Here is a 25,673-nt window from a genome sequence, read left to right as displayed (position 1 = left end):
GGGCTCAGCCTAGTCCGACAATCTCCTCCGCGAGGGTCTCCGGGTACTCCAGCGGCGCGTAGTGCCCGACACCATCGACGAACCGCAGCCGCTCGTCGCTGAAGAAGTCGTCGAGGCGGTCCGACCACGCCCGCGGGAACAGCGGGTCGAACTCGGGCCACAGCACCACCGTCGGTACGGCGATCCGGTCGTACGACGCAGGAGCCATCTCCTTGGCCGAGGTGGCGACGGACCCGGCACCCGCCCGGTACCAGTTGATCGACGCCGTGAACGCGCCCGGCTTCGAGTAGACGTCCACCAGGTGATCCAGCTCCGGCTCGAACCTGGGCCCCGACCAGTGCGTCCAGAAGTGCCGCAGATACGACCGGACCGCCTCGGGGTTCCCGTCGATCAGTTCCTCGATCACGGGCAGCCGGTGGAACGCCTGGTACCAGAACTCCGCCTGCGCATGCTCGGAGAACACCCGCTTCCCGATCCCCGGCAGCGGCGGAGCCACCACCAGTCCGCGAACCAGGTCGGGCCGGCTCCGCGCGATCCCCTGCGAGATGCGGCTGCCGACGTCGTACCCGGCGAAGACCGGGCGCTCCAGCTCGAGCTCCTCGACCAGCCCGACCACACTCCGCGCCTGCGCCGCCACGTCGTACTGCGCGGTCGGGTCGACCGCGTGCTTGTCGGAGTCCCCGAAGCCCCGCAGATCCGGCACCACCACCTCGAACCCGTGCTCCACCAGCATCGGCGCGAGCACCCGGTAGTCCGTCCGATCCCCGGGCCAGCCGTGCAGCAGGACGACAGCAGGCCCCTCCCCGTCCCTGTCATAGGTCAACGAGAACCCGTCCACAGCAGCACTGACCGGCATGTTCGTCCTCTCCGTCGGGCTCCCATCATCGTCCTCGAACCGGCCCCGGCAACGTCCTTGACCCTGCCCGGATCCGCGAATAGCGTGATTGGACAGGACTGAACAGGTCCGTTTCGGGTTGGAGAGCGGATGGCCGATCGAGTGCAGTCGGACGCAGTCGAGCCGCGAACGTTCGCGGTGGAGAGCAACGGTCTCAACGTCATCGATGACGCCGACCGCAAGGGCACCCCGAGCCAGCTGTTCTGGCCCTGGTTCGGCGCCAACGTTTCCGTCCTCGGGCTGAGCTACGGCGCCTTCGCGCTCAGCTTCGGGATCTCGTTCTGGCAGGCGGCGGTCGCCGGCGTGATCGGAATCGTCTTCTCGTTCCTGCTCTGCGGGCTGGTCGCGCTGGCCGGCAAGCGCGGCTCGGCGCCGACGATGGTGCTGAGCCGGGCCGCGTTCGGGGTCCGGGGCAACAAACTCCCCTCGCTCGTGTCCTGGCTGCTCACCGTCGGCTGGGAGACCGTGCTGACGATCCTCGCGACGCTGGCCACCGCGACCGTGTTCGAGCGGCTCGGCTGGGGCGGCGGCGACATCACCAAGGTGATCGCGCTGGTCGTGGTCGGGACCCTGATCGTCGCCTGCGGCGTGCTCGGGTTCGACCTGATCATGCGCGCCCAGACCATCATCACGATCGTCACCGGCGTGCTCACCGTGGTCTACATCGCGCTCGTCGCGGACCAGGTCGACTGGAGCACCGTCTCCTCGCTGCCGAGCGGTTCGAGCCAGGAGGTGATCGGGGCGCTGGTGTTCCTGATGACCGGCTTCGGCCTCGGCTGGGTGAACGCGGCGGCCGACTACTCCCGCTACCTGCCCCGCTCGGCCTCCAGCCGCGGCGTGGTCGGCTGGACCACATTCGGCTCCTCGATCGCACCGCTCGTACTGCTGATCTTCGGCCTGCTGCTGGCGGGATCCTCGACCGACCTCAGCGACGCGATCGCGGCCGACCCGATCGGCGCGCTGGCCGAGGCCCTGCCCACCTGGTTCCTGGTGCCGTTCGTGATCGTGGCCGTGCTCGGCCTGGTCGGCGGCGCGGTGCTGGACATCTACTCGTCGGGCCTCGCCCTGCTCTCGCTCGGGCTGCCCGTGCCGCGGTACGTGGCGGCCTTCATTGACGGCATCGTGATGATCGCCGGCACCGTCTACGTGGTGTTCTTCGGGGACGAGTTCCTCGGCCAGTTCCAGGGGTTCCTGATCACGCTCGGCGTCCCGGTCGCCGCCTGGTGCGGCATCATGCTGGCCGATCTCGCCAGCCGCCGGCGCGACTACGACGAGACCGCCCTCTTCGATCCCACCGGCCGGTACGGCGACATCCGGTGGTTGCCCGTAGCAACCATGCTGGTCGTCACCGTGATCGGCTGGGGCCTGGTCACCAACAGCGCAGCGCACTGGCTGACCTGGCAGGGCTACCTGCTCGAGCCGCTCGGACTGGGCGGCAAGGAAGGCACCTGGGCGTTCGCCAACCTGGGCGTGCTGTTCGCCCTGGTCGCGGCGTTCCTGGTCCAGTTGTTCGCCGGCCGCTCGCAGGTGCGCCAGCAGGAGCAGGGACAGGCGCGTGAGCAGCTGAGCAGCCAGGAGGTCTGATGGCACCCGTTCTGGTCCTGATCGATCTGCAGAAGATCTTCGCGGAGCCCGACAGCCGCTGGGCCACACCGGACTTCCAGCGAGTGATCAAGCCGACCCAGGAGTTGGTCGAGCTCCTCTCGCCGCACGTGATCTTCACCCGGTTCATCGCTCCCGACGAGCCCACCGGCTCCTGGATCCCGTACTACGAGCAGTGGCCGTTCGCCCTGCAGCCACCCACGTCGTACGCCTATCAGCTGGTGGACGAGTTCGCCGGCGCACCGACGCTCGACAAGACCACCTTCGGCAAGTGGGGACCGGAGCTCGCCGAAGCGGTCGGACCGGGCGGGGAGCTCGTCCTGTCCGGTGTGACCACCGACTGCTGCGTGCTGACCACGGCCCTGGCGGCGCTGGATGCCGGTGCGCACGTCCGGGTCGTCGCGGACGCGTGCGCCGGAGTGGACGAGGCGAGCCACCAGAAGACCCTCGACATCCTGCGGCTCTACGCGCCGATGCTGGAGGTCGTCACGGTCGACGAGATCCGCGCCCAGCTCACCCCGGAGCGCCAGTGATCCGTGGAGTGAACCTCAAGCACGAGCGGATCGCCTCCATCCTGGCCCGGGAGATCCGCTCGGGCCGGGTGGAGCGCGGCACCCAGTTGCCCGGGGAGCTCGAACTGGCGAAGCGGTTCTCCGTCAGCCGGAACACCGTCCGCTCCGCGCTCGCAGTACTGAACGAGGACGGGCTGATCACCACTCGCACCGGCAAGGGGTCGTTCGTGCTGTTCGACGGACGGCCGCTGGACGACCGGCTCGGCTGGACCCACGCGCTGGCCGAGCAGGGCATCGAGACCCAGGTCCGGGTGCTGAGGCTGGCGCGGGAGCGGGACGAAGAGCTGGCCGACCGGCTCGACCTCGACTCCCCCGACGTGATCGTGATCCAGCGGGTGCGGGTGATCGTCGGCGGTGAGGCGATCTCGATCGAGCACAGCCGGGTGCCGGCCATCGAGGAACTCCGCGACCTGCCCGAGCGCGGTCTCGACAACGACTCCATCACCGCCACGCTGAGCCGAGCCGGGCTGCACCTGGACCACGGCGAGCAGCGGCTGCGCGGGCGCCCCCTCGATCGCGACGAGGCCGCTCTGCTCGACCGGCCCGAGGGCACCTGGTTCCTGCACACCCAGCGGACCAGCTGGACCGCCGACAACCGGTTCGCCGAGCAGGTCGACAGCCTGCTCGACCCCCGGCACTTCGAGCTGAACCTGAACTACAGCGAGGCCGGCCGGTGACAGCTACCTCCCGCGCGGCCGGTGCTCTCTACGGCCTGGCAATCGGCGATGCGCTCGGCATGCCTACCCAGTCGTTGCCCAGGGCGCTCATCTTCGAGCGGTACGGCGAGGTGCTCGACGGCTTCAATCCGGCTCCGCCCGACCAGCCGCTCGCCGCCGGCATGCCCGCCGGCGCGATCACCGACGACACCGAACAGGCCCTCTTGCTGGCCCGTCTCGTCGTCTCCTCCGGCGGCCTGGTCGACGGCCGGGAACTGGCGCAGAAGCTGCTGGAGTGGGAGGACTCGATGCGTGCCCGGGGCTCGCTCGACCTCCTCGGTCCGTCGACCAAGCGCGCCATCGACGAGCTGCTGCAGGGCAAGGACATCGACGAGACCGGCCGCTACGGCACCACCAACGGTGCCGCGATGCGGATCACCCCGGTCGGTATCGCCACACCGTCCACCGACCTCGATCTCCTGGTCGACCGGGTCGTCGCCGCCAGTGCCGCGACCCACAACACCGGCCTGGCGCTGGCTGCCGCAGCCGCAGTCGCCGCGGCGGTGAGCGCCGGGATCGACGGCGCGACCGTCCCCGAGGCGACCGATCTCGCGATCCGGGCCGCGACCAAGGCCGCCCCGCGCGGCCACTGGGTGGCAGGTGCGGACGTCGCCGTCCGGATCGAGTGGGCCACCTCCCTGATCGACACGGCGCCTGGCAACACCCCTCCTCGGCCGGGCGCCGTGTCTGCACTCCTGTACGACCTGGTCGGCACCAGCCTGGCGAGCCAGGAATCCGTACCGGCCGCCTTCGCCGTGCTCGCCGCCTACCCGGACGACCCCTGGCTCGCAGTGCGGCTGGCCGCCTCGCTCGGTGGGGACACCGACACCATCGCCGCGATCGCCGGGGCCGTGGCCGGCGCCTGTCACGGCGAAGAGGCGTTCCCCGCGCAGGCCCGGATCACCGTTGCCGGAGTCAACGACCTGGAGCTCGACGACCTCGCCGAGGAGTTGCTGAAGGTCCGGGCCGGATGAGGCTGCTGCACCTCGGCAACGTGGTGATCGACCTGGTGCTCACCGTCGGCGACCTGCCGACCCGTGGCGGTGACGTGATCGCCTCCAGTACGACGACCGCGGCCGGCGGCGGCTTCAACGTGATGGCCGCGGCCGTCCGCCAGGGACTCCCCACCCTGTACGCCGGGGCGCACGGCACCGGGCCGTTCGGCAGCCAGGCGCGGGAGGCGCTCGAACGGGCCGGGGTGGAGTTGTTGCACCCGGCAAGAGAGGACCAGGACACCGGGTTCGTGGTGACGCTGGTCGACGCGTCCGGGGAGCGCACCTTCGTCACCAGTCGTGGCGCGGAGGCCACACTGACGAGCGAGGATCTGCCCGATCCGGTCGTCGGCCGGGACCTGGTGTATCTGTCCGGGTACAGCCTGTTGCACGACTCCAACCGGGAAGCCCTGATCCCTTGGCTGGGCGCGATTTCTGCTGACGTGCCGGTGTTCTTCGACCCGGGACCGTTGGTTGCCGAGATTCCCGAAGCCGCGCTCGAAGCAGTGTTCGCCCGGGCCGACTGGTGGAGCTGCAACGCCGGCGAAGCCACCGCGGTGACGGGTCTCGCCGAACCTCTCGAAGCGGCCCGCTCCCTGGTCCGGCGTACCGGGCGTGCCGATGTGCTCGTCCGGACCGGAGCAGCCGGCTGCTTCCTCGCAGTACGGGGTGCTGAGGTCCGTCATATCGATGGGTTCGCGGTCGAGGCGGTGGATCTCAATGGTGCCGGTGACGCGCACTCGGGGACGTTCCTCGCGGGGATTGCCGACGGCAAGGAACCGGCCGAGGCGGCCCGCCGGGCGAATGCGGCGGCGGCCCTTGCCGTCACTCGGCGAGGACCGGCCACTTCGCCCACCCGGGACGAGCTGGAGGCCTACCTAAGGGGCCGTTGAGCCGCGTATAGGGAGTTGTGCCGATGTGGCGGTCCTCCTCAGGCGAGCAGATTGTGGGCATCGACCAGCTCCCGGAGGACACGATGTACTTCTACTCCCCGCAATCGCTTCAGGCAGAGACGGCGTACCGCCAGGAGCGGATCAAGCGGGACTTCCAGCGTCCGTGGTGGTTCCAGCGCAAGCCTGCCAAGCCGGTGGCGCAGATGCCCTGCGCCCCGGCGGTCCTGGCCAGGCACGCGATGTGATGGCAAGGTCACCGCCCGTCCCCTTTCGCCCAGCGCGGCCGAGGTTCCTCCCGGAACCCGGCCGCGCTGCCGTTTGTGGGACCACCTAGGGCGATTCGGGACTACCTAGACGCGGCGTACGGCGTACCGGCGGCACTAGGGACTGCCTAGGGGGTGTGGATAGGGACTTGTGCCGATGTGGCGGTCCTCCTCAGACGAGCAGATTAGGGGCATCGACAAGGAGTCGAGGCACCACCAGCCAGGAGGCACCGATGTTCACGAACGACTCGGTCAAGGCAGAGGTCAGCTACCGCAAGGAGCGCCTCACCCGCGACTACCGCCGCTCCTCCCGCAAGCCCGGGACCCGTCGGCACCTCGTCCACCTGTTCACCCGGAACGTCTGAAGGGAGGCACACCATGTATTTGACCATCGACACAGCCCGGGCGGAGACCGCCTACCGGCAGGAGCGGATCAAGCGCGAGTTCGGCCGGGCCACCGCCCGCCGGCAGCGCCGGGAGCAGGCTTCGCAGTCCGAGCCCCGGCACGCGCGCCGGGCCCTCCGTCCCACGCCGGCCGCATGAGCGCCGGAATCGCCGTCCCCGACCAGCTAGTCCCGGTCGGGGACGGCTTTTCTTCGGCCGGGAACGGCTTTTCTTCGGCCGAAGAGGCCGATCGGACGGGATGCCGTCGAATTGTGTCGGCGTCAGGGGCGAAGATGGACGACGTGCCCTGGACCTCGACACCTCTCGTCGGCCGCTCGACCGAGCTCGCCGCCCTGCTCAGCGCCGTGGACGAGGCGAAAACCCGTCGCGCCGGCGCGATCCTGCTGTCCGGCGACGCCGGCGTGGGCAAGACCCGGATGCTGGACGAGGTCGCCACCGGCGCGCACGAGCGCGGTTTCGGCGTCCTGGTCGGGCACTGCACCGACTTCGGCGACGCCGGTCTGCCGTACCTGCCGTTCACCGAGATCTTCGGCCGGCTGGCCGGGGAGCGCCCCGACCTGGTCGAGAGCGTGCTCACCAACTTCCCCGCGATCGGCCGGTTGCTGCCGACGCACCGCCTGATCGGTGCCCAGCCCGCGCCCCAGGACGGGCAGCTGGACCGGGCCGCGCTGTTCGACGCTGTCCTGGGCGCGCTGACTGCCCTCTCCACGAGTGAGCCGCTGCTGGTGATCGTGGAGGACGCGCACTGGGCCGACGACTCCAGCCGCGACCTGATCGGGTTCCTGCTCACCCGGCTGACCTCCCAGCGGCTCGCGCTGGTGGTGTCCTACCGCAGCGATGACCTGCACCGGCGCCACCCGTTGCGCCGGCCGATCGCCGAGTGGTCGCGGAACCCGCGAGTCCGCCGGGTCAGCCTGCTCCCGCTGGACGCCGACGACTCCCGCAAGCTGCTGACCGCCCTGCTCACCCAGCCGCTCCCCGAGGCCGAGGTGCGCCGGATCCTCGAGCGCGCGGGCGGGAACGCCTTCTTCACAGAGGAACTGGTCGCCGCGGCCTCGATGGGCGACGCGGATGCCGTGCCACCCGATCTGGCGGATCTCCTGCTGGTGCGGCTCGATCCGCTGTCGGACGACGCCCGCCAGGTCGCGCGAGTGATCGCCGTCGCCGGTCGGCGAGTTCCGCACACGCTGCTGACTGCGGTGGCCGGGCTGCCCGATCGTGACCTCGACGCTGCGCTGCGGGAGTTGATCGACGCACACATCATCGAGCACCCGGGCAAGGCGAGCTACTACTTCCGCCATGCGTTGCTGGCCGAGGCTGTGTACGACGACCTGCTCCCGGGCGAGCGGGTGCGGCAGCACGCGGCGTACGCGAAGGCTTTGAAGGATCAGACGGTCGCGGGCACAGCGGCCGAGCTGGCCGGGCATGCGACCAGATCTCACGACCTGGCGACTGCATTCGAGGCGCGAGTCCGGGCGGGCCAGGAGGCGATCTCCGTGGCCGCGCCGCAGGAGGCGCTGAAGCACTACGAGATGGCGCTGGAGCTCTATCCGAACGCCTCGGCAGACGCGAGCATCGACAAGACCTGGCTGATCGTCGAGACAGCGACCGCCGCCGCCTTGTCCGCGCAGCAGCTCCGTGCGCTGAAGCTGCTCCGCAAGGCTCTTGCCGAGCTCCCGGCCGATGCGCCGCGCCTCCAGCGAGCTCAGTTGCTGATGCCGCTGGCCGACATCGCGCTGGTGATCGACCAGGACCAGGAGGCACACGAGGCCATCTCGCAGGCGCTGCGCCTCACCTCGGACGAGCCGCCGAGCGTGTTCAAGGCCCAGATCGCCTCGCTCTATGCGCGAGTGTCCGACGCTCTCGGCCGCCCGATGGAGGCCGAGCGTTGGGCCCACGAAGCCCTGCAGATCGCGCGAGAGGTCGGCCAGGAATCAGCCGCGGGCGACGCCGGCATCACGCTGGCCCAGCTCCGCCGCCGCGCCGGAGACCCTGTAGCTGCGGCGAAACAGCTGGAGGAGGCCGCAGTACGGGCTCAGCTGGCCGGGGATCCCGCGGCCGAGGTCCGCAGCCGCTTCCTGCTCGGCTCGAACCACTACGAGCAAGGCGACCTCACCAGCGCCAAGACAGCCCTCATATACGCCGCTCAGCGGGCGGGCGAGTTGGGTCGCCAGTGGGCGGCGTACGGGTTCGACGCGCGGCGGATGCTCGCGCTGACGCAGTTCGTGCTGGGCGAGTGGGACGACGCCGCGGCGACCGCGCGGACGGACTCGATGACACCTGCGGCGGCCGAGGCTGCTCTGCGGGGAGTCGGGCTGGCGGTTCGCGGCGGGCGCGGCGACACGTCGGTCGCCGAGGACATGGAGCGGCTGCGCAAGTGGTGGACGCTCGACATAATGCTGCCGATCATCGCGATGCAGCCGGCGGTGGATGCCTATCGCTCGCTCAACCAGGTCGCCGAGGCGGAGAAGCTGATCGAGGACGTGTCCGCGCTGTGCGCCGACGTGTTCCAGACCGAGTGGTTCACGGCGCGGATCCGGTTCTCCGCGGTGGGGCTGCAGTTGCTGAGCCACCGGGTCGTGCATGAGCCGACCGCTGCCGCCGAGCTGGTCTCGCGGGGCGCGGAACTGGTCGCGTCCGGGCAGGCGACCGCGGAGAAAGGCATGCCGCCGGGGCGGGTGCTCGGTGTCGAGGGGATCGCCTGGCTGGCTCGGCTCGAGGCTGAGTGGGAGCGGCTGCGCTGGCTGGCCAACGTGGATCCGCCGACTCCGGAGGAGCACGTCGCGACCTGGCAGCGGACGGTCGACGCCTTCGGCTATGGATATGTGTTCGAGCAGGCGTGGTCGCGGGTGCATCTTTCGGCTGCGATGCGGGCTGCTGGACGAGTGGGCGACGCTAACGAGCAGGCGCAGTTGGCAACTGAGACCGCGCGGGCGTTGGGAGCGAAGCCGCTGCTCGATGAGCTTGGTGGCGCCGAAGCCGGCGTCGGGCCCGCGGCGCTGACGGCGCGCGAGACCGAAGTACTGGCGTTGCTCGCCGAGGGGCGGACCAACCGGCAGTTGGCTCGCGAGCTCTATATCAGCGAGAAGACGGTCAGCGTGCACGTCTCGAACATCCTGGCCAAGCTGGGCGTCCGTAGCCGCACCGAAGCCGCCGCCGTAGCCCGCCGGGACGGCCTCCTCGACTGAGTGGCCTGTCCTACCGGGTTCAGTGATGTCTGCGACTGTGACCGGCGAGGCCTGGATGGCCCAGCGGCCGGCGGGCTGGTTCGGGGCGCCGGGTGCGTTGCCGGCGCCGGGTGGAGAGCTCATCAGTGCGGGTATCACCCGGCTGGCTGACGATCCGATCGAAAACCTGCTGTGCGTGACGCAGCTTCACTGTCAGCACCACAGTCAATCCGGTCGCTGCCGCCGCAATCAATACCCAGAGTTGCCAAGACATGCCTCACCACCCCGTACTCGCCCCGTTCCCCTCAGTAGTCACCCTAACCTTGTTCTGACCAATTTGCGACAGGTCGACCGCAATCCGTTACATGGCGAGGTTCCGAACACAACTGTTGTCCAATGCAATGACAACGGGTGACCGGGCAACGATCTCCACCCTGCAAGAATCTCGCTCTGAGTGAGCAGAATCGATGGACCGATCGCCACCCGCCCACCACCCAGCGCGACAATCCGGCCACCCAGCCGAGTCAGAGCAGGGGGTCAGGTCCAGCCGAGGATGCCCTTGCGGTAGGCGTAGAGGAGACCTACGGCTACGAAGGCGAGGAAGACGAACATCTCGATCAGGGTGGCCACGCCCAGTTCGGCGAAGATGGTCGCCCAGGGGAAGAGGTAGACGGCGTCCACGGCGAAGATCACGTAGAGGTAGGCGAACAGGTAGTACCTGATGTGGACCTGGGCCCAGCCCTCGCCGACCGGGTCGACGCCGGACTCGTACGTCTTGAGCTTGTCGGCCGTCGGGTAGGTGATCGTCAGCGCCTTGTTCAGCGCGAAGGCGCCGACCAGGCCGAGGAGGCCGAGCACGACGATCGCGGCGATGACCCCGTAGCTCTCTGACACCTGCCCAACCTTAGTTGGTGCAGAGCAGCAAGGCGTCCACCGCGACCTGCGGGCCGTACCCGGATTTCACGTCGGCGATCTGCAGCCGCAGCCGTTTGACGCCGAGGATGTCGCGGTTCAGCCAGATCTCGGTCTCCTGCTTCATGTCCACCGTGCCGACCACCTTGGCGCCGTTCAGCAGGGAGGCCCGCACGGTGCCGTCGGTGATGCCGCGGTCACGTAGTGGGCGAAGCTGACGTTCGGCGAGGTCACCGCGGCGTGGGTAGATCACAGATCGATGACGACACCCTGCCGGGAATGGCTGCGGATGGCAAGCGAACGACTGCTTTGAGTGACACTGTGCGGTTGACCACTCCGCTTTGGGGGCATCTGGGAGCGGACCAGTGGGCTGACGACACGCCTGGGCTGGTCAGAGCACGATTTCGCGGTCCCCGGACGCCGATCCCAGGCTGTGGAACACACGTGCTTGTGCATGCCGACGTACTAAGGCCGAACTAACATGGCTGTATCGCCCTAACGGGGGGATCGGTGCGCCGGCACATGGTTCACCGACCCAAGCTTCGACTTGGAGATGAACAGAACAGTGACCATCGAGGTCAAGCAGCTCGACCGCGTGGTGATCCGCTTCGCCGGCGACTCCGGCGACGGGATGCAGCTCACGGGGGACAGGTTCACAGCGGAAACGGCATCGTTCGGCAATGACCTGTCGACCCTGCCCAACTTTCCGGCCGAGATCCGGGCACCAGCCGGAACCCTGCCGGGAGTGTCGTCGTTCCAGCTCCATTTCGCCGACCACGACATCCTCACGCCGGGTGATGCGCCCGATGTGCTGATCGCGATGAACCCGGCCGCACTCAAGGCGAACCTGCGCGACGTACCGCGCGGCGCCACGCTGATCGTGGACACCGCGGACTTCACCGCCCGGAACCTGAAGCGGATCGGGTACGAGGAGAACCCCCTGGAGACGGGTGAGCTCGACGCCTACCACGTGGTCCCGCTGAACCTGACCGGGATGACGGTGGAGTCGGTCAAGGAGTTCGGCCTGACCCGCAAGGACGCGTCCCGGGCGAAGAACATGTACGCGCTCGGCCTGGTCTCCTGGCTGTTCCAGCGGCCGGTGGAGTCGACGATCGATTTCCTCCAGTCGAAGTTCGCCGGCAAGCCCGACATCCGCGACGCGAACATCGCGGCGTTCCGGGCGGGGTACAACTTCGGCGAGACGGCCGAGGAATTCTCGGTCCGGTACGAGGTGAAGCCGGCCAGGATGGCCACCGGCACCTACCGCAACATCTCCGGCAACCTTGCGTTGGCGTACGGCCTGGTGGCGGGCGCCCAGCGGGCGGGGCTTCCCCTGGTGCTCGGCGCGTACCCGATCACCCCGGCGTCCGACGTACTGCACGAGCTGTCCAAGCTGAAGCGCTTCGATGTGACGACGATCCAGGCCGAGGACGAGATCGCCGGTGTCGGCGCCGCCCTGGGCGCGTCGTTCGCGGGCGCCCTCGGCGTGACCACGTCGTCCGGTCCGGGCATCAGCCTGAAGTCCGAGACGATAGGTCTCGGCGTGATGCTCGAACTGCCACTGGTCGTCTGTGACATTCAGCGGGCCGGCCCCTCGACCGGAATGCCGACCAAGACCGAGCAGGCCGACCTGCTGCAGGTGATGTTCGGCCGCAACGGCGAGGCGCCGCTGCCGGTGGTCGCCGCCCAGTCCCCCGCGGACTGCTTCGCGATCGCCGTCGAGGCGACCCGGATCGCGATCACCTATCGCACTCCGGTCATCGTGCTGTCCGACGGCTACCTGGCGAACGGGTCCGAGCCCTGGCAGATCCCGGTGATCGAGAACCTGCCGAAGATCGACCCGAACTTCACCACGGAGCCGAACTCGACCAATGACAAGGGCGAGCCGGTCTACCTCCCGTACCTGCGCGACCCGGAGACCCTCGCCCGCGCTTGGGCGATCCCCGGTACGGCGGGTCTGGACCACCGCATCGGCGGTCTGGAGAAGGAGGACAAGACCGGCAACATCTCCTACGACCCGGCCAACCACGACCTGATGATCCGCACCCGTCAGGCCAAGGTGGACGGCATCACCGTCCCGCCGCTCGAGGTCGACGACCCCGACGGTACGGCGAAGGTGCTCGTGCTCGGCTGGGGCAGCACCTATGGCCCCATCGGCGCGGGTTGCCGTCGGGTCCGCAAGGTCGGCGGCAAGATCGCGCAGGCGCACCTGCGGCACCTGAACCCGTTCCCGCCGAACCTCGGCGAGGTGCTGAAGTCGTACGACAAGGTGCTCGTGCCCGAGATGAACCTGGGCCAACTGGCGATGCTGCTCCGGGCCAAGTACCTGGTCGACGTCGTCTCCTACGCGCAGGTCCGGGGGATGCCGCTCGGCGCCGCCGAACTGGCCGAGGTGATCGGCAACCTGGTCGAGGAGACCGCGGGCATCGACGACGACGCCCGCCACCTCGGTGAGGCCGCCGCCAACCTGACCCACGGCGAGGCCCTGCACATCGAACCGAACGGCCTGCACCACCCGGAGGGAGCACGATGAGCACCGTCGACCTCGGCCTGCCGAGTCTGCCCGGCGGACTGCGCGGCGTACCGGCCGCGACCGAGCCGCAGAACCGCAAGGAGTACGTGTCGGACCAGGAGGTCCGGTGGTGCCCCGGCTGCGGCGACTACGCCGTACTGGCTGCTTTCCAAGGGTTCCTGCCCGAACTCGGGATCAAGCGGGAGAACGTGGCGATGGTGTCCGGGATCGGATGCTCGTCGCGCTTCCCGTACTACCTCTCGACGTACGGCATGCACTCCATCCACGGCCGCGCGCCGGCGATCGCGACCGGGCTCGCGGTGGCCCGGCCCGACCTCAGCGTCTGGGTCGTCACCGGTGACGGCGACGCGCTGTCGATCGGCGGCAACCACCTGATCCACACGCTCCGGCGCAACGTGAACCTCAAGATCCTGCTGTTCAACAACCGGATCTACGGCCTGACGAAGGGGCAGTACTCCCCCACCTCGGAGCCCGGCAAGGTGACCAAGTCGACCCCGATGGGCTCGGTGGACAACCCGTTCAACCCGGTCTCCCTGGCGCTCGGCGCCGAGGCGACCTTCGTGGCCCGGACGGTCGACTCGGACCGCAAGCACCTCACCGCGGTACTGCGGGCCGCGGCCGAGCACCGCGGTACGGCCTTCGTCGAGATCTACCAGAACTGCCCGATCTTCAACGACAACGCCTTCGACGCCTTCAAGAACCCGGAGACCCGCGACGACGCGATCATCCCGCTCGTCCACGGCGAACCGATCCGCTTCGGCACCGACGGCCGCCTCGGCGTGGTCCGCGACGGCTTCGCCTCCCTCGCGGTTCGCGAAATCGCCTCGTTGCCGAACGGCGAGGCCGACCTGGTCATCCACGACGCCCACACCGAAGACCCGGCGTACGCCTTCGCCCTCTCCCGCCTGACCGACGCCGGAGTCCTCCACCAGGCCCCCATCGGCATCTTCCGCTCGGTAGACCACCCGGCCTACGACGACATGGTCCGCCAGCAGGTGGAAACCTCCAAGGAATCCCAGGGGATCGGCGACCTCCAGGCCCTGGTAACCGGCTCCGACACCTGGACGGTCAACTAACCCCCGCAACTCCTACGTCGCCGCTCCCACCACCCCCGGTCGCCGCTCCTCCGTCCCGGCTCAGTGACCGCGGGTGTCAGGCGTTGGCCCAGATGCGTTTCGAGAGCGGGTCTGTCTGGGTGATGTCGACCAGTCCGTCATCGCATTCACGCAGCTGGGCGTAGATCCGGCGCATCGCCTTGCGGTCGGGTAGGTACCTTCGGCCGACACCGCGTTCGAGAACGATCTGGTGTTCAGCCAGCACCGTGACCTCACCGAGCTCCTTGTTGATCGAGAAGAAGTTCAGGGCAGGTCCGGCGTCAACGATGACGGGGTCGGTCATTCGCCGTGCGCTCCCCTGCCGGCCTTGGGAGCAGACTTGTCACCCGCGGACCCGCTCGACCCTTCCAGAGCATCAAGCTCGCTGAAGTCTGTGTCCGGACGACAATCGACGGCGGTAAGTACCGGAACCTGCTCAAACACTTCGACTTCTCGGTTCAGCCGAACGCGACGGTCGAAGGTCCCGAACTCGAGATGTGGGTCACGCGGATTCACGGCCGATCCGCCAACAGTTAGAAACCTCCAAGGAATCCGCCCCGCCGGAAGTAGTGCCGGCGGGGCGGAGGGGCTACCTGGCGCCTAGGGGGCGGGGTAGGGGGCGGTCGCCTGGTTCGCCCCAGCGGGATGCGGGGGTGCCGTTGATCCACCAGACGCCGGTCGAGGGGCGCCAGACGGCCAGGTCGGTTCGGGCGTCGCCGTTGAAGTCGCCGGTGAGGGGGATGTCGCCGTTGACTCCCCAGTTCTGGCTCGTGCGGCCGTTGATCCACCAGCCGCCGGTCGAGGGCCGCCAGACGGCCAGGTCGGTTCGGCCGTCACCGTTGTAGTCGGCCTGGACCGGGATGTCGCCGGCCTGACCCCAGTGGATGGCTGCTCGTCCACGAATCCACCACATGCCGGTCGATGGGCGCCAGATCGCGAGTTCCATCTTGCCGTCACCGTTGTAGTCGCCCGGTACCGGCACGTCGCTTGGCCCACCCCATTCGATCTGCAGGACGTTACGCACGTACCAGATACCTGTACTGGGTCGCCAGATCGCGAGGTCGGTACGGCCGTTGACGCTGTAGTCACCCGGGACGGGCACGTCCCCGTTCCCGCCCCAACGGACTTCGAAGAGTCCGCGCGCCTGCCACATCCCGTCCGACGGACGCCAGCTCACCACGTCGGTCCGCCCGTCGGAGTTCACGTCCGCGGGGACCGGCAGGTCGGTGGCACCGCCGTACTGGGTGCTGAACAACCCAAGGTTGAACCAGGCCGCCGTGGACGGCCGGAAGACCGTCCGATCGGTGCGCCCGTCACCGTTGTAGTCGCCATACCGACCGGGTACGAACTTGGCGTAGTGCGCCGTCAGGGTCTGGTCGGCCGCGGGCATGATCAACGTGTGCGTCTGCAACCCGCTGTCGGACCAACTCGTGAACACGGTGCTGCCGGCCACGCCGGGAGCGGACACCTCGTTGCTCGAGTTCACCGCCACCTTGACGCTCACCCGCTGGGCGCCGTTGATGAGCACCGGTGCCGGGGCCAGGACAGTCAGCGTGCGCAGATCCGGCTCAGCGGAGTACACCTTCTCGGTCCGTACGCCGGCCTGGTCCACCACCGAAGCGGTGATCTGCATGCGTGTCTCGTCGCCATGGTCGTCGAACAGATCCGAGTAGGTCGGCCCCGTGCTGGTCTGGCCGGGATGCAGATGGCACCCGCCGCCGGTGTCGCAATGGATCAGGTCGGTCCGCCAGGACACCGGGAGTGCGCCATCCTCGATGTCATTCGCGGAGGCGCTCAAGGAGACGGTGTCCCCGACGGCGTACTTCTTGTCGGGAGCAGACAGCGTGAGCACCGGCGAGTGGTTGTCCGGCACCACGGTGACGGTAGTGGTTGCCGCAGCACCGAGAGAGTCCTTGACGGTGAGCGTCGCGCTGACCTTCCCCGGGGCCGTGTAGGTGTGAGATACGACCGCGCCCACTCCCTGGCTGCCGTCGCCGAAGTCCCAGCTGTACGTGAGATCGTCGCCGTCCAGGTCGTACGACGCCGAGCCGTCGAAGGTGACCTTCAAGACGTCTGGGTCCACGGTGGTGCCGGCGCGCGGAACAGGCGCCCGGTTCCCGGCCGAGTAGCGAAGCCGGACCAGGTCGGACGAGAGGATGTCCGCGTAGTACACGTCTCCGTTCGGACCGGTCTTCAGCGCGACCGGCCCGCCGATACCGGTGGCGAAGGCCGCGGCCTCGGGGGGCCTGGTGATCTTGCCCTGTGCGTCGATCATCATGGTCCAGATCTTCTGCTGCGCGTAGTCCGCGAAGAAGTACGCGTCCCGGTACGCAGCCGGGTAGGACGTGCCCGTGTACCACGTACCGCCGGTGACCGCCGCCTGGACGTTGGGCGACGCGTAGTTCCACAGCGGTCCCTGCACCGACTGCGTGTAGACCTGCTGGCACTGCGCGGTGTTGGCGTATCCCGGCTGCCGGCCCGGTCCCTCGTAGCAGGGCCAGCCGTAGTTCTTACCAGCGGCCAGCAGATTGATCTCCTCGTACGCCGTCCAGCCGACGTCGCCGACGAGTACCTGCCCGTTCCGCGGATCCACCGACATCCGGAACGGGTTGCGCAGGCCGTACGCGTAGACCCTGCTCCGCCACGACGACGCAGAGGCCGCGTTGTAGTAGGGGTTGCCAGGCACTCCGGCGCCGGTGACCGGATCGATCCTGAAGATCTTGCCGTAGGGGCCGTCCAGGTTCTGCGCCCGCAAGGCATCGGGGTTCGGGGAAGCGAGCGGTGCGGCGCTGTCGCCGATGCTGATCAGCAGCTTGCCGTCCGGCGCGACCAGAACCGTCCCACCGCCGTGGTAAACGCTGGTGAGCGGCGCCTCCAGCAGGACCTGTTCGCCCCCGAGCGTGGTCGGGTTGTCGACCGGCGCAGCCGTCCAGCGCGAGACGCGCATCACGCGGCTCCCGGTCGCGGTGGTCTGGGCGTACTGCAGGTAGAGCTGCCCAGTCGTGGCGTAATTCGGAGCCAGCGTGAGACCGAGCGCACCGAGATCACCCGTGTGCGAGACGTCCGGAATCGTCAGGAGCGTCCGCGGCGGCGCGTCGTCCGACACCACGGTCAGGCGGCCGTCCCGCCCGAGCGTCAGCACCCGCTCGCCCGGCAGGAACTCGAAGTTTGTCAGGTTCGCGGCCGGCTGCCCGGTCGCTATCGGCACCGGCGTGAAACCCGCCGGAATCACCACCGCGGTCTCGGCAGCGTCCGCCGGCGGAAGAGTGACCACAGCGCCGGCGATCAGCAGAGGCACCACCAGAAGAGCCGTCACCACCTTCCGCCCCCCGCTGACCATGGGCGCGCGAAAACACCGCAACTCAAGCTTCATAACCGTTCCCCCACCCATCGCCGGAAAGGCACCTACTGAGATGATGCGCGCCCAACGCCAAATGTTGCGAAACACGGACGAACTGGCCCTTGGAAGGTGTGAAGACCTCCAGGCCCTCAGGCGTTGGGCCAGACGCGTTTCGAGAGCAGGTCTGTCTGGGTGATGTCGACCAGTCCGTCGTCGCATTCGCGCAGCTGGGCGTAGATCCGTCGCATCGCCTTGCGGTCGGGCAGGTACCTTCGGCCTGCGCCGCGCTCGAGAACGACCTGGGTGTTCATGAGATCCAGAGTCCCCACACAGCGGCCTTGGGCGCGCAGGCGCTGCAGCCGGGCGACTTCGATCGCGGCCAGCTTGGCGCCGCCTGCATCGTCGATCAGTACCACCACGTCTCGCCCGGTTTCCGCCTGGACGGCGGCGTGGGCCAGCACCATGACCTCACCGAGGTCCTTGCTCTGTCTGAGCCGCTCGGCCATCGGAATCCTGGTGATGCGCTGGACCCCAGACGCGAGTTCCGGGGTGACATCGTCCGAGAGGACGGCCAACCAGGCTGTCTGCTCCAGCTTCGTCCAGACGTCGGCCGCCGCCCTGAATCGAGTGTCTCGGTGGGCCTTGCGCCGGATCTCGCCGGCGACGGTTTCGGGTGCGGCGATCTTGCCGATCGCATCGAGGAGCAGGCGTTCCTTGTTGATCGAGAAGAAGTTCAGGGCGGGTCCGGCGTCGACGATGACGGGGTCGGTCATTCGCCGTGCGCTCCCCTGCCAGCCCTGGGAGCAGACTTGTCACCCGCGGGCCCGGTCGACTCTTCCAAGGCATCAAGCTCGCTGAAATCTGTGTCCGGGCGACGCTTGCCGGCTGCAGGTACGGGAACAGGCGCCACTTCGGCCGGGATGATGCCGGCCTCCTCAAGCTCCGCCGCGATCTGCTCCTCGGGCAGGCCTCGCAGCCGCGCCACCGCCTGGAGTGACACGACGTTCGCCATGTAGCCCTCGATTGCCCTGGACAACAATCGCTGAGGGGCCCGCCTGGTCCGGGATTCGTGCTGCCACCCCTGGTACAGATCGGACCAGCCGAAGCGTGCGGCAAGTGTCGGGGTCGACAGCGTCATCCACTCGTTCTTCTGCGCGGTGCTGATCAAACGTGCCCCACAGAGCTGGATCGCCACCAGGCTCGGTGACGCCTTGAACCGCTGCACAAGTACGGACAACTCCGGCAGTGAGACCTTCTCCGGTCCACGCCGTCCCTTGGCGCGGGCTGCCTGTACTTCGCCGACGTTGGCGCCAGACCGAACATCCTCCGTCCGACCTGCGTCACAGTCCGCCAAGACCGACTTGATGCCGGCGATCGGTACGAGGAGATGCCGGGCGAAAGCGTCCGCACGGATCTCTTCAGGACTTCGGCGGTCCCAGCCACCGGCCTTCGGGGCGGCGAAGTCGCCGAACAGGACATGACCCAGCTCGTGAGCGAGCGTGCTGCGCTGGCGCATCGGGTGGCTGGTCAGCGCGACAGCCACCATCACCACTTGGCGAACCGGATCACGCATGGTCATCCCGTGCTCGTCCTGCTCGGCCTCGATGACCGCGACGTCGATGCGCTGGCTCAACTCGATCAGGCTCACCAGATCAGGCAGCGGGGCGTGCCCGAGGTTGTGCTGCTCGCGGAAGGTTGCTGCTCGGGCCCGGCCCTGGTCCTCTGCGCTCATAGCTGCGACGGGATCCCTTGGTCCTCGAGGTAGGCGTCCAGCTCCAGGTAGTGGCTCAGCTCGCGCTGCATCGTCTCCATGCTCGACTGATCAGTCGCGCGCGCGACGCACTCGAGTCTGGTCTTGACCTCCGAGATCCCGGTCAACTCCGAGACCGTGCAACCGAGCGCCCAGGCCAGGGCGAGGACCTCGTTCAGTTTGGGCAGCCGGGCGCCTTGCTCGATGCGCGAAAGGGTTGCTTGGGCGATGCCGGATCGACTAGCGAGTTGGCGCTGCGTGAGCTTGGCCGCCTCGCGCGCCTCGATGATCCGGCCGGAAGCCGTGTCCGCGTGGACCAACTGAATCACTTCCCCTCGTCGTGATTCAGTCTAGGGATAGTCTGAGCACCTGACAACTCGGCTGTCCCAGGTACGGCGCTAGGCGGTTCGGCTACCTGGCCCAGTTCAGAGGAGTTGGCTGAGGGTGTGGATGGTCAGGCCGACCAGGGCGCCGACTACGGTGCCGTTGATTCTGATGAATTGGAGGTCTCGGCCTACGTGGAGTTCTATCCGGGCTGAGGCTTCTTGGCCGTCCCAGCGTTCGATGGTGTCGGAGATGACGGAGACGATCTCGGTGCCGTAGGTGCGGACTACGTAGCCGACTGCCTCGGAGGCGCGGGTGTCGACGCGTGCACGGAGGTCCTCGTCGGTTTGGAGGCGTTTGCCGAGGTCTTGGATCGCTTGGGCGGCGCGGGAGCGGAGTGGGCCTTCGGGGTCGTTGATGGCGCCGATGAGGGCCGTGCGTACTGCGTCCCAGACGGCGGTGAGGCTGGTGCCCATGTCCGGGTGGCTCAGCATGCGGCGCTTGAACGCCTCGAAGCGTTCCATCATCTCGGGGTCGTTCTGCAGGTCGTCCGCGAGTTGGCTGAGCAAGCGGTCGATCGCCTTGCGGGCCGGGTGCTGGGGCTCGTCCCGTACTCCGGCCAGCCAGGTCAGCGCCTCCTTGTGGATCCGGTCGATCACCAGCGTGTCGACCCACCGGGGAGACCAGCGCGGCGCCCGGGGACCGACCACCTCGGTCAAGGTGTCGCGGTTGTCGCGGAGCCAGTCGTACGCCTCGACCACCAGCAGGTCGAAAAGCGCGTGGTGACCACCGTCTTCCACCACCGACTGCAGGAAATGCCCGGCGATCGGGCTCAACGGCTCCTCGGCGAACCGCGGCAGCAAGGAGCCCCGGACGAAGGCGGTCACGTCCTCGTCGCCGAGCTTGGGCAGCGCGGCGCCGATCGTCCGGGCGCCCTCCTCCACGATCCGCTCGGCATGGTTGCCCGCGGCAAGCCATTCGCCGGCCCGGCGGCTGACCTCGGCGGTCCGCATCTTCTCCGCGACCACCTCTTCGGAGAGGAAGTTCTCGGTGACGAACTGCTCCAGGCTCTCGGCCAGGCTGTCCTTGCGGGTCGGCACGATCGCGGTGTGCGGGATCGGCAGTCCGAGTGGCCGCCGGAACAACGCGGTGACCGCGAACCAGTCCGCCAGCGCGCCGACCATCGCGGCCTCGGAGGCGGCGTTCACGTAGCCCCAGCCGCCATCGCGGTGCAGCGTCACGACGTACACGATCGCCGCCAGCACCAGCAGCGACAGCGCGACCAGGCGCATCTGCCGCAGTCCCCGCCGCCGGGCCAGATCGGGCCCACTCAACGTCAATGTCGCCATACTCCGATCTAACCAAGTACCTGGTCATCGCGACGGCCCACGCCACCGGCGCCTTTTCAACCATCGGGCTGATAACCTCGCCGCCGTGACGACTGGAGACCCTTCCACCGACGGACGCACGGTGAACGCCGGGCGGACCAAGGCCGCCTTGCTGGACGCGGCGCTGACGGAGTTCGCGGAGCGGGGCCTGGCGGGCGCGCGGGTGGCGGACATCGCGAGCCGCGCTGGAGTGAACAAGCAGCTGATCAGCTACCACTTCGGCGGCAAGCAAGGCCTGTACGACGCGATCTTCCAGCTCTGGGAGCACCGCGAGCAGGGCTTCCGCGAGGAGGCGGAGTCACTGGAAGACCTCGCGGTTCGCTACCTCCGCGAAGCGCTGGCCGACCCGCGCTGGGCCAAGCTCGCCGCCCGCACCATGCTCGACGGCGGCACCACGAAAGCCGAAGACGACGAGGAAAGGCCCGGACAAGATCCAGAGGATCTGAAGACCACGCAGCAAGCCGGCGAGCTGGCCGAGGACCTCGATCCACAGGCCGTGATGCTCGCGATCACCGGCATGGTGACCGCTCCCCTGCTGTACTCCGGCGGCACACCGCCGGCGAACTACGAGGAGCAACTCCGCCTCATCGTCCGCAAGCTCAGGCAATAGCCGCTCAGACAGTGACCCGCTCAGGAGTCCTGACCGAACGCCGGTCCATCAACCCGGACACCAGCGCCAACCCGAGCCCGGCCACAGCCAGCGCAGCACCAACCCGGCTCGGCCACTCGTACCCGTACCCAGCAGCCAGTACGACGCTCCCGAGCCACGCGCCCAGCGCATTCGCCACGTTCAAGGTCGAGTGGTTCAAGGACGCCGCCAGCGACTGCCCCTCGTGCGCCACATCCATCAGCCGGGTCTGCAGCGCCGGAATCAGGATGCTCGCACTGAACCCCATCGCGAACACCCCACAAGCGCCCCCGCCTTGCTCTGCGCCAACCACCCGAAGGTCCCGAGGACCACCGTCACCGCCACCAACCCGCCGTACAGGCTGGGCATCAGCGCGCGGTCGGCCAGCCGCCCACCGACAAGCGTCCCGCCGGTCATCCCCACGCCATAGACAGCCAGCACGATCGTCACCGCGGCCGCGCTGAAGCCGGCCAGTTCGGTCATCGTCGGCGCGATGTAGGAGTAGGTCGCGAACATGCCGCCGAAGCCGACCATGCCGATCAGCAAGGCCATCCAGACCTGCGGCTTGGCCAGGGCGCTCAGCTCGCTCCGGATGTTCACGTCGTTCCCGACCGGCTGCGGCGCGACCCAGAACCACACCGCCACCGACGTCAGCAGCCCGAGCACCCCGACTGCCAGGAACGGGAACTGCCAGCCAAGCCACTGCCCGAGCAACGTGGTCAGCGGGACGCCGATGATGTTCGCCACCGGCAGCCCGACCATCATCATCGAGACGGCCCAGGCGCGCCGGTTCACCGGCACCATCGAGGCGCCGACGACGGCGCCGATCCCGAAGAACGCGCCGTGCGGCAGGCCGGTCAGGAACCGCGCCCCCATCAGCAGTTCGTAGCTGTTGGCAACGGCCGAGAGCACGTTTCCGAGCACGAACACCGCCATCAGGCCGAGCAGCAGCCGCTTGCGTCCGGTCCGGGCGCCCAGCGCCGCGATCAGCGGAGCGCCGACCACGACGCCGATCGCGTAGGCCGAGACGATGTGTCCGGCAGTCGGAATCGAGATGTCGACGCCCTCCGCGATCTGCGGCAGCAGCCCCATCGTGACGAACTCGGTGGTCCCAATCGCGAACCCGCCGGTCGCCAGCGCCAGCAGAGCCAAGCCGATGTGCCGGGAACTCGGGTTGTTGTCAGGAGTCACCGAACTTGTCACGCCTGATTGTCGCATCAGCCATTCCGTCATCCCCGGTCGTCTCAGTCGCGGGTGTGACGACTGCCACCGCCGTCCGCCGCCAGGCGATCACGAGCAGTGCCACCGCCAGTACTGCGAATACCGCGTTCCCCGCCAGGTCGACCGCCTTCGACCCGCCACCCAGCGACTTCTCCGGGAACGCGTGCCACGCATAGGTCAGTAGGGCTCCCCCGGCCAGCGCCAAGGTGTGCAGCCGGGTCCAGCCCTCGCGGCGGGACCAGCGGAGTACGACCAAGATCGCGACCGCGATCAGGGCCAGCAGAAGGACCGCCTGGAGCCAGCCGTTCAGGTCGAGATCGTCCACCACTATGTAGAGCGACGTGCCGGCCAGTCCGGCAGCACCCACCAGCCATACCGACAAGGCCGAGCCGTGCTCATGGACGGGCTCCCGGCGCCCGACCCAAACCGCGAGCGCGATCAGCACCACCAGCGCGATGCCCACCCCGATGAACTGCCCGGCCGACGCGACGAAGGAGTCGCTCTGCAATTGGAAGGCAGTGGTCGCGAAGATGCCGAAAGCGAACAGCATGCAGAAGACGATGAGCCCCTTCGTGCCCAGCCAGGGCTCCCGAGGCCGGCTTGACACCGACTCCACCAGCACGATCGGCACTATGATGCTCCAGAGCGTGTGGATCGACAGCACGAAGACGGTCCACGGAGCACCCATGCCAAGCGCGGAGATGTGCCCCGGATCCAGCAGCCGCAGATCCGCGTAGTTCGGGTTGAACAGCGACTGGGTGGTCACCCCCTCCTCCAGTACGCCGTACGCGAGCGCCAGCAGCATGATGCTCGGGTAGCCCCAGCCGCGCCGACGGGCCACCTCACGGATCACCACCGCCCCACCGCCGTACAGGGGCGCCAGGGCGAAGAGCGCGAACAACTTGGTGACCGGGAGGTTCCCGAGCAGGAACTCCGCCACCAACGGCGCCAGGAAGAACAACCCGACCGCCGGCCAGTACCGCCGCTTCTGCTTCATGCTCCCTCTCCTCCGGATGTCTCCTCCCAGCGTCGGAGAGACAACGTCCGGGCGACGGTGCCGTCCGTACCGATCTGCCCCTGACGGATGTCATGCGGGCACCATCCGATCACGGCACGCAGGTCAGCATCTGTACCTGCGGGAAGCGCTTGTGAAAGCATCCGGCATGGCGAACTACGGCGACCACCAGTTGAGCATCTACGTGCAGGGGATGTTCCAGGACACCCGGCCGGAGATCACCACCGATCTGTCCCGGCTGGAGTCCCAGGCCGCGGCGAACCTGACCGCCGAGGCGATGGGCTATATCGTGCCGAGCGCGGGCAGCGGTTCGACCGCGCGGGCCAACCTGGCCGCGTTCGACCGGTGGCGGCTGGTACCGCGGATGCTGCGCGGCAGCACCGAGCGGGACCTGTCCTGCACGATCCTCGGCACCAGGATGCCCGCGCCAGTGCTGATCGCGCCGGTCGGCGTCCAGACGCTCGCGCATCCCGAGGGTGAGCTCGCCACGGCGAGGGCCGCCAGCGCGCTCGGCCTGACCTACACGCACTCGACCCAGGCGAGCCACTCGTTCGAGCAGATCGAGGCGGACAGCAAGTGGTACCAGCTGTACTGGCCGACCGACAAGGACGTCTGCCTGAGCTTCCTCCAGCGCGCCAAGGACAACGGGTACTCCGTACTGGTGGTCACCCTCGACACCGGGACGATCGGCTGGCGCCCGGCCGACCTGGACCGCGGCTTCCTGCCGTTCCTCAAGGGCGAGGGACTGGCGAACTACTTCAGCGATCCCGCCTTCCGAGCGAAGCTGGCCAAGCCGCTCGAGGAGGACCCGACCGCGGCGGTGATGCACTGGGCGCAGATGTTCCCGAACGTCGGGCTCGGCTGGGACGAACTGTCCTTCCTGCGCGACAACTGGGACGGCCCGATCGTGCTGAAGGGCATCACCTCGGTCGACGACGCCAAGCTCGCGGCCGAGCACGGCGTGGACGGCGTGATCGTGTCGAACCACGGCGGTCGCCAGGTCGACGGCGCGATCGCCGCCCTCGACGCGTTGCCCGCGATCGCGGACGCGGTCGGCGAGCAGTTGACCGTGCTCTTCGACTCGGGCGTGCGCACAGGTTCGGACGCCGCGAAGGCGCTCGCGCTCGGCGCCAAGGCCGTGCTGCTCGGCCGGCCCTTCCTGTACGGACTGGCCCTGGCCGGTCAGGCGGGTGTCGAGCATGTACTGCGTTGCCTGCTGGCCGAGCTCGATCTGACTCTCGCGCTGTCGGGATATGCGAACCATCGCGAGCTCAACCGGGACTCGGTGGTCCCCGCGTGAAGGCGGTCATCTTCGATCTGGACGACACCCTCTTCGACCACACGACCTCGGCAACCACCGCGATCCGGACCTGGGTCCCGACGCTCGGCGCGACGTTCTCCGACGACCTGATCACCCGCTGGTTCGAGATCGAGCGGGTCCAGTACGACCGCTGGCTGACCGGGCAGACCAGCTACCAGGGGCAGCGGCGGGGCCGGCTGCGGGACTTCCTGCCGATGCTGTCGCTGCCGGTGCCGCAGGCCGACGACGAGCTGGACGAGCTCTTCACCGGTTACCTGGACCGCTACCGCGCGAGCTGGTCGGCCTTCGACGACGCCCGGCCCGCGCTGGAGGTTGCCCGCGGCAACGGCTGGCGGATCGGCGTGCTGACCAACGGCAGCACCGCGCAGCAGAACAACAAGCTCGCGGCGATCGGCCTGGCCGACCTGGTCGACGTCGTCTGCACCACGGAGACACTCGGCTGCAGCAAACCCGCGCCCGAGGTCTACATGAAGACCTGCGAGGCGCTCGGGGTGGAGCCCGCCGATGTCCTGATGATCGGCGACAACCTGGAGCTCGACGTGCTGGGAGCCCGGGCGGCCGGCCTGACCGCGGAACACCTCGACCGGGCCGCCGGGATCACCCTCGCGCAGTTGGTTCGCAGTACAGGGTGATCGGCCCGGC

26 protein-coding genes are annotated in these 25,673 nt (G+C 68.5%); 14 read left to right on the top strand and 12 right to left on the bottom strand.

Annotated features, from left to right (window positions below):
• Window positions 1–4: 4 nt before the first annotated feature.
• Window positions 5–856, bottom strand: a complete 852-nt coding sequence (locus tag EV648_RS02990; RefSeq protein ID WP_132284716.1) for an alpha/beta fold hydrolase — start codon at window positions 854–856, stop codon at window positions 5–7.
• Window positions 857–985: 129 nt separating this feature from the next.
• Between EV648_RS02990 and EV648_RS02985 the strand changes: the two genes are divergently transcribed.
• The 9 genes from EV648_RS02985 to EV648_RS44905 all read left to right on the top strand — a co-directional run bounded on the left by EV648_RS02985 (window position 986) and on the right by EV648_RS44905 (window position 9,526).
• Window positions 986–2,479 (top strand): cytosine permease, encoded by a 1,494-nt coding sequence (locus tag EV648_RS02985; protein WP_132284715.1) that lies wholly within the window; start codon window positions 986–988, stop codon window positions 2,477–2,479.
• Window positions 2,479–3,030, top strand: a complete 552-nt coding sequence (locus EV648_RS02980) for a cysteine hydrolase family protein (protein ID WP_132284713.1) — start codon at window positions 2,479–2,481, stop codon at window positions 3,028–3,030. Before EV648_RS02985 ends, EV648_RS02980 begins: the two co-directional genes overlap by 1 nt.
• Window positions 3,027–3,746 carry a GntR family transcriptional regulator gene (locus EV648_RS02975; RefSeq protein ID WP_241994838.1) on the top strand — a complete coding sequence of 240 codons (720 nt, stop codon included), beginning with the start codon at window positions 3,027–3,029 and terminating at the stop codon, window positions 3,744–3,746. The genes EV648_RS02980 and EV648_RS02975 overlap by 4 nt, the downstream gene beginning before the upstream one ends.
• On the top strand, window positions 3,743–4,759 hold the full coding sequence (locus tag EV648_RS02970; RefSeq protein WP_132284711.1) for an ADP-ribosylglycohydrolase family protein: 1,017 nt from the start codon (window positions 3,743–3,745) through the stop codon (window positions 4,757–4,759). Before EV648_RS02975 ends, EV648_RS02970 begins: the two co-directional genes overlap by 4 nt.
• Complete coding sequence (locus EV648_RS02965; protein WP_132284709.1) at window positions 4,756–5,670, top strand: PfkB family carbohydrate kinase; 915 nt, start codon at window positions 4,756–4,758, stop codon at window positions 5,668–5,670. Before EV648_RS02970 ends, EV648_RS02965 begins: the two co-directional genes overlap by 4 nt.
• Window positions 5,671–5,693: 23 nt before the next feature.
• Window positions 5,694–5,915, top strand: coding sequence for a hypothetical protein (locus EV648_RS02960; RefSeq protein WP_132284707.1), 222 nt, complete (start codon window positions 5,694–5,696; stop codon window positions 5,913–5,915).
• 251 nt (window positions 5,916–6,166) lie between these two features.
• Window positions 6,167–6,298, top strand: a complete 132-nt coding sequence (locus tag EV648_RS44665) for a hypothetical protein (protein WP_255512779.1) — start codon at window positions 6,167–6,169, stop codon at window positions 6,296–6,298.
• Between the two features lie 13 nt (window positions 6,299–6,311).
• Complete coding sequence (locus tag EV648_RS42400) at window positions 6,312–6,476, top strand: hypothetical protein (protein WP_158293883.1); 165 nt, start codon at window positions 6,312–6,314, stop codon at window positions 6,474–6,476.
• 134 nt (window positions 6,477–6,610) lie between these two features.
• Window positions 6,611–9,526: an AAA family ATPase gene (locus EV648_RS44905; RefSeq protein WP_132284705.1), complete on the top strand. Its 2,916-nt coding sequence runs from the start codon at window positions 6,611–6,613 to the stop codon at window positions 9,524–9,526.
• 516 nt (window positions 9,527–10,042) lie between these two features.
• On the opposite strand, the gene EV648_RS02950 is transcribed toward EV648_RS44905, so the two are convergent.
• Both EV648_RS02950 and EV648_RS02945 read right to left on the bottom strand, forming a co-directional pair.
• Window positions 10,043–10,399, bottom strand: coding sequence for an NADH-quinone oxidoreductase subunit A (locus EV648_RS02950; RefSeq protein ID WP_132284704.1), 357 nt, complete (start codon window positions 10,397–10,399; stop codon window positions 10,043–10,045).
• 10 nt (window positions 10,400–10,409) lie between these two features.
• Window positions 10,410–10,670, bottom strand: coding sequence for a hypothetical protein (locus EV648_RS02945; protein ID WP_241994837.1), 261 nt, complete (start codon window positions 10,668–10,670; stop codon window positions 10,410–10,412).
• A gap of 300 nt (window positions 10,671–10,970) precedes the next feature.
• On the opposite strand from EV648_RS02945, the gene EV648_RS02940 reads away from it, so the two are divergent.
• Both EV648_RS02940 and EV648_RS02935 read left to right on the top strand, forming a co-directional pair.
• Window positions 10,971–12,950: a 2-oxoacid:acceptor oxidoreductase subunit alpha gene (locus tag EV648_RS02940; protein ID WP_241994836.1), complete on the top strand. Its 1,980-nt coding sequence runs from the start codon at window positions 10,971–10,973 to the stop codon at window positions 12,948–12,950.
• Complete coding sequence (locus EV648_RS02935; protein ID WP_132284702.1) at window positions 12,947–14,026, top strand: 2-oxoacid:ferredoxin oxidoreductase subunit beta; 1,080 nt, start codon at window positions 12,947–12,949, stop codon at window positions 14,024–14,026. The genes EV648_RS02940 and EV648_RS02935 overlap by 4 nt, the downstream gene beginning before the upstream one ends.
• 76 nt (window positions 14,027–14,102) lie before the next feature.
• On the opposite strand, the gene EV648_RS02930 is transcribed toward EV648_RS02935, so the two are convergent.
• The 6 genes from EV648_RS02930 to EV648_RS02905 all read right to left on the bottom strand — a co-directional run bounded on the left by EV648_RS02930 (window position 14,103) and on the right by EV648_RS02905 (window position 20,807).
• On the bottom strand, window positions 14,103–14,348 hold the full coding sequence (locus EV648_RS02930; protein ID WP_132284700.1) for a hypothetical protein: 246 nt from the start codon (window positions 14,346–14,348) through the stop codon (window positions 14,103–14,105).
• A 285-nt stretch (window positions 14,349–14,633) separates the two neighbouring features.
• On the bottom strand, window positions 14,634–17,360 hold the full coding sequence (locus EV648_RS02925; RefSeq protein ID WP_158293882.1) for a PQQ-dependent sugar dehydrogenase: 2,727 nt from the start codon (window positions 17,358–17,360) through the stop codon (window positions 14,634–14,636).
• Between the two features lie 173 nt (window positions 17,361–17,533).
• A complete protein-coding gene (locus EV648_RS02920; protein WP_132284696.1) occupies window positions 17,534–18,157 on the bottom strand; it encodes a hypothetical protein in 624 nt (207 codons plus the stop codon).
• Entirely contained in the window at window positions 18,154–19,116 is a 963-nt protein-coding gene (locus EV648_RS02915; RefSeq protein ID WP_132284694.1) for an ImmA/IrrE family metallo-endopeptidase, read from the bottom strand. The genes EV648_RS02920 and EV648_RS02915 overlap by 4 nt, the downstream gene beginning before the upstream one ends.
• A complete protein-coding gene (locus EV648_RS02910) occupies window positions 19,113–19,463 on the bottom strand; it encodes a helix-turn-helix domain-containing protein (RefSeq protein ID WP_199234395.1) in 351 nt (116 codons plus the stop codon). Before EV648_RS02910 ends, EV648_RS02915 begins: the two co-directional genes overlap by 4 nt.
• 96 nt (window positions 19,464–19,559) lie before the next feature.
• The gene (locus tag EV648_RS02905; RefSeq protein ID WP_132284692.1) at window positions 19,560–20,807 is read right to left on the bottom strand and encodes a DUF445 domain-containing protein; all 1,248 of its coding nucleotides are present in this window, start codon (window positions 20,805–20,807) and stop codon (window positions 19,560–19,562) included.
• Between the two features lie 85 nt (window positions 20,808–20,892).
• On the opposite strand from EV648_RS02905, the gene EV648_RS02900 reads away from it, so the two are divergent.
• Window positions 20,893–21,456 (top strand): TetR/AcrR family transcriptional regulator, encoded by a 564-nt coding sequence (locus tag EV648_RS02900; protein ID WP_132284690.1) that lies wholly within the window; start codon window positions 20,893–20,895, stop codon window positions 21,454–21,456.
• Window positions 21,457–21,460: 4 nt separating this feature from the next.
• Here the strand turns inward: EV648_RS02900 and EV648_RS43760 are convergent, their stop codons facing one another.
• From EV648_RS43760 to EV648_RS02890, 3 genes are read right to left on the bottom strand one after another with little or no spacing between them, the layout of a single operon-like run.
• On the bottom strand, window positions 21,461–21,742 hold the full coding sequence (locus EV648_RS43760) for a hypothetical protein (protein WP_241994835.1): 282 nt from the start codon (window positions 21,740–21,742) through the stop codon (window positions 21,461–21,463).
• Window positions 21,718–22,677 (bottom strand): MFS transporter, encoded by a 960-nt coding sequence (locus EV648_RS02895; RefSeq protein WP_241994834.1) that lies wholly within the window; start codon window positions 22,675–22,677, stop codon window positions 21,718–21,720. Before EV648_RS02895 ends, EV648_RS43760 begins: the two co-directional genes overlap by 25 nt.
• The gene (locus tag EV648_RS02890) at window positions 22,655–23,692 is read right to left on the bottom strand and encodes a hypothetical protein (RefSeq protein WP_132284688.1); all 1,038 of its coding nucleotides are present in this window, start codon (window positions 23,690–23,692) and stop codon (window positions 22,655–22,657) included. The genes EV648_RS02895 and EV648_RS02890 overlap by 23 nt, the downstream gene beginning before the upstream one ends.
• A 166-nt stretch (window positions 23,693–23,858) precedes the next feature.
• Here EV648_RS02890 and EV648_RS02885 point away from each other — a divergent pair, with 166 nt between their 5' ends.
• Entirely contained in the window at window positions 23,859–25,010 is a 1,152-nt protein-coding gene (locus EV648_RS02885) for a lactate 2-monooxygenase (RefSeq protein WP_132284686.1), read from the top strand.
• A complete protein-coding gene (locus tag EV648_RS02880; protein ID WP_132284684.1) occupies window positions 25,007–25,663 on the top strand; it encodes an HAD family hydrolase in 657 nt (218 codons plus the stop codon). Before EV648_RS02885 ends, EV648_RS02880 begins: the two co-directional genes overlap by 4 nt.
• Window positions 25,664–25,673: the final 10 nt, after the last annotated feature.

Origin of the sequence: Kribbella sp. VKM Ac-2568, from assembly GCF_004345365.1 — a bacterium.
In the GTDB taxonomy this organism is placed as follows: domain Bacteria; phylum Actinomycetota; class Actinomycetes; order Propionibacteriales; family Kribbellaceae; genus Kribbella; species Kribbella orskensis.
This window is presented reverse-complemented; position numbering and strand designations above follow the sequence as displayed.

Coding starts and splice junctions, on each gene's coding strand:
- EV648_RS02990 (WP_132284716.1), bottom strand. CDS start 856: ATGCCGGTCAGTGCTGCTGTGGACGGGTTCTCGTTGACCTATGACAGG.
- EV648_RS02985 (WP_132284715.1), top strand. CDS start 986: ATGGCCGATCGAGTGCAGTCGGACGCAGTCGAGCCGCGAACGTTCGCG.
- EV648_RS02980 (WP_132284713.1), top strand. CDS start 2,479: ATGGCACCCGTTCTGGTCCTGATCGATCTGCAGAAGATCTTCGCGGAG.
- EV648_RS02965 (WP_132284709.1), top strand. CDS start 4,756: ATGAGGCTGCTGCACCTCGGCAACGTGGTGATCGACCTGGTGCTCACC.
- EV648_RS02960 (WP_132284707.1), top strand. CDS start 5,694: ATGTGGCGGTCCTCCTCAGGCGAGCAGATTGTGGGCATCGACCAGCTC.
- EV648_RS44665 (WP_255512779.1), top strand. CDS start 6,167: ATGTTCACGAACGACTCGGTCAAGGCAGAGGTCAGCTACCGCAAGGAG.
- EV648_RS42400 (WP_158293883.1), top strand. CDS start 6,312: ATGTATTTGACCATCGACACAGCCCGGGCGGAGACCGCCTACCGGCAG.
- EV648_RS44905 (WP_132284705.1), top strand. CDS start 6,611: ATGGACGACGTGCCCTGGACCTCGACACCTCTCGTCGGCCGCTCGACC.
- EV648_RS02940 (WP_241994836.1), top strand. CDS start 10,971: ATGAACAGAACAGTGACCATCGAGGTCAAGCAGCTCGACCGCGTGGTG.
- EV648_RS02935 (WP_132284702.1), top strand. CDS start 12,947: ATGAGCACCGTCGACCTCGGCCTGCCGAGTCTGCCCGGCGGACTGCGC.
- EV648_RS02930 (WP_132284700.1), bottom strand. CDS start 14,348: ATGACCGACCCCGTCATCGTTGACGCCGGACCTGCCCTGAACTTCTTC.
- EV648_RS02920 (WP_132284696.1), bottom strand. CDS start 18,157: ATGACCGACCCCGTCATCGTCGACGCCGGACCCGCCCTGAACTTCTTC.
- EV648_RS02915 (WP_132284694.1), bottom strand. CDS start 19,116: ATGAGCGCAGAGGACCAGGGCCGGGCCCGAGCAGCAACCTTCCGCGAG.
- EV648_RS02905 (WP_132284692.1), bottom strand. CDS start 20,807: ATGGCGACATTGACGTTGAGTGGGCCCGATCTGGCCCGGCGGCGGGGA.
- EV648_RS43760 (WP_241994835.1), bottom strand. CDS start 21,742: ATGGGGTTCAGTGCGAGCATCCTGATTCCGGCGCTGCAGACCCGGCTG.
- EV648_RS02890 (WP_132284688.1), bottom strand. CDS start 23,692: ATGAAGCAGAAGCGGCGGTACTGGCCGGCGGTCGGGTTGTTCTTCCTG.
- EV648_RS02885 (WP_132284686.1), top strand. CDS start 23,859: ATGGCGAACTACGGCGACCACCAGTTGAGCATCTACGTGCAGGGGATG.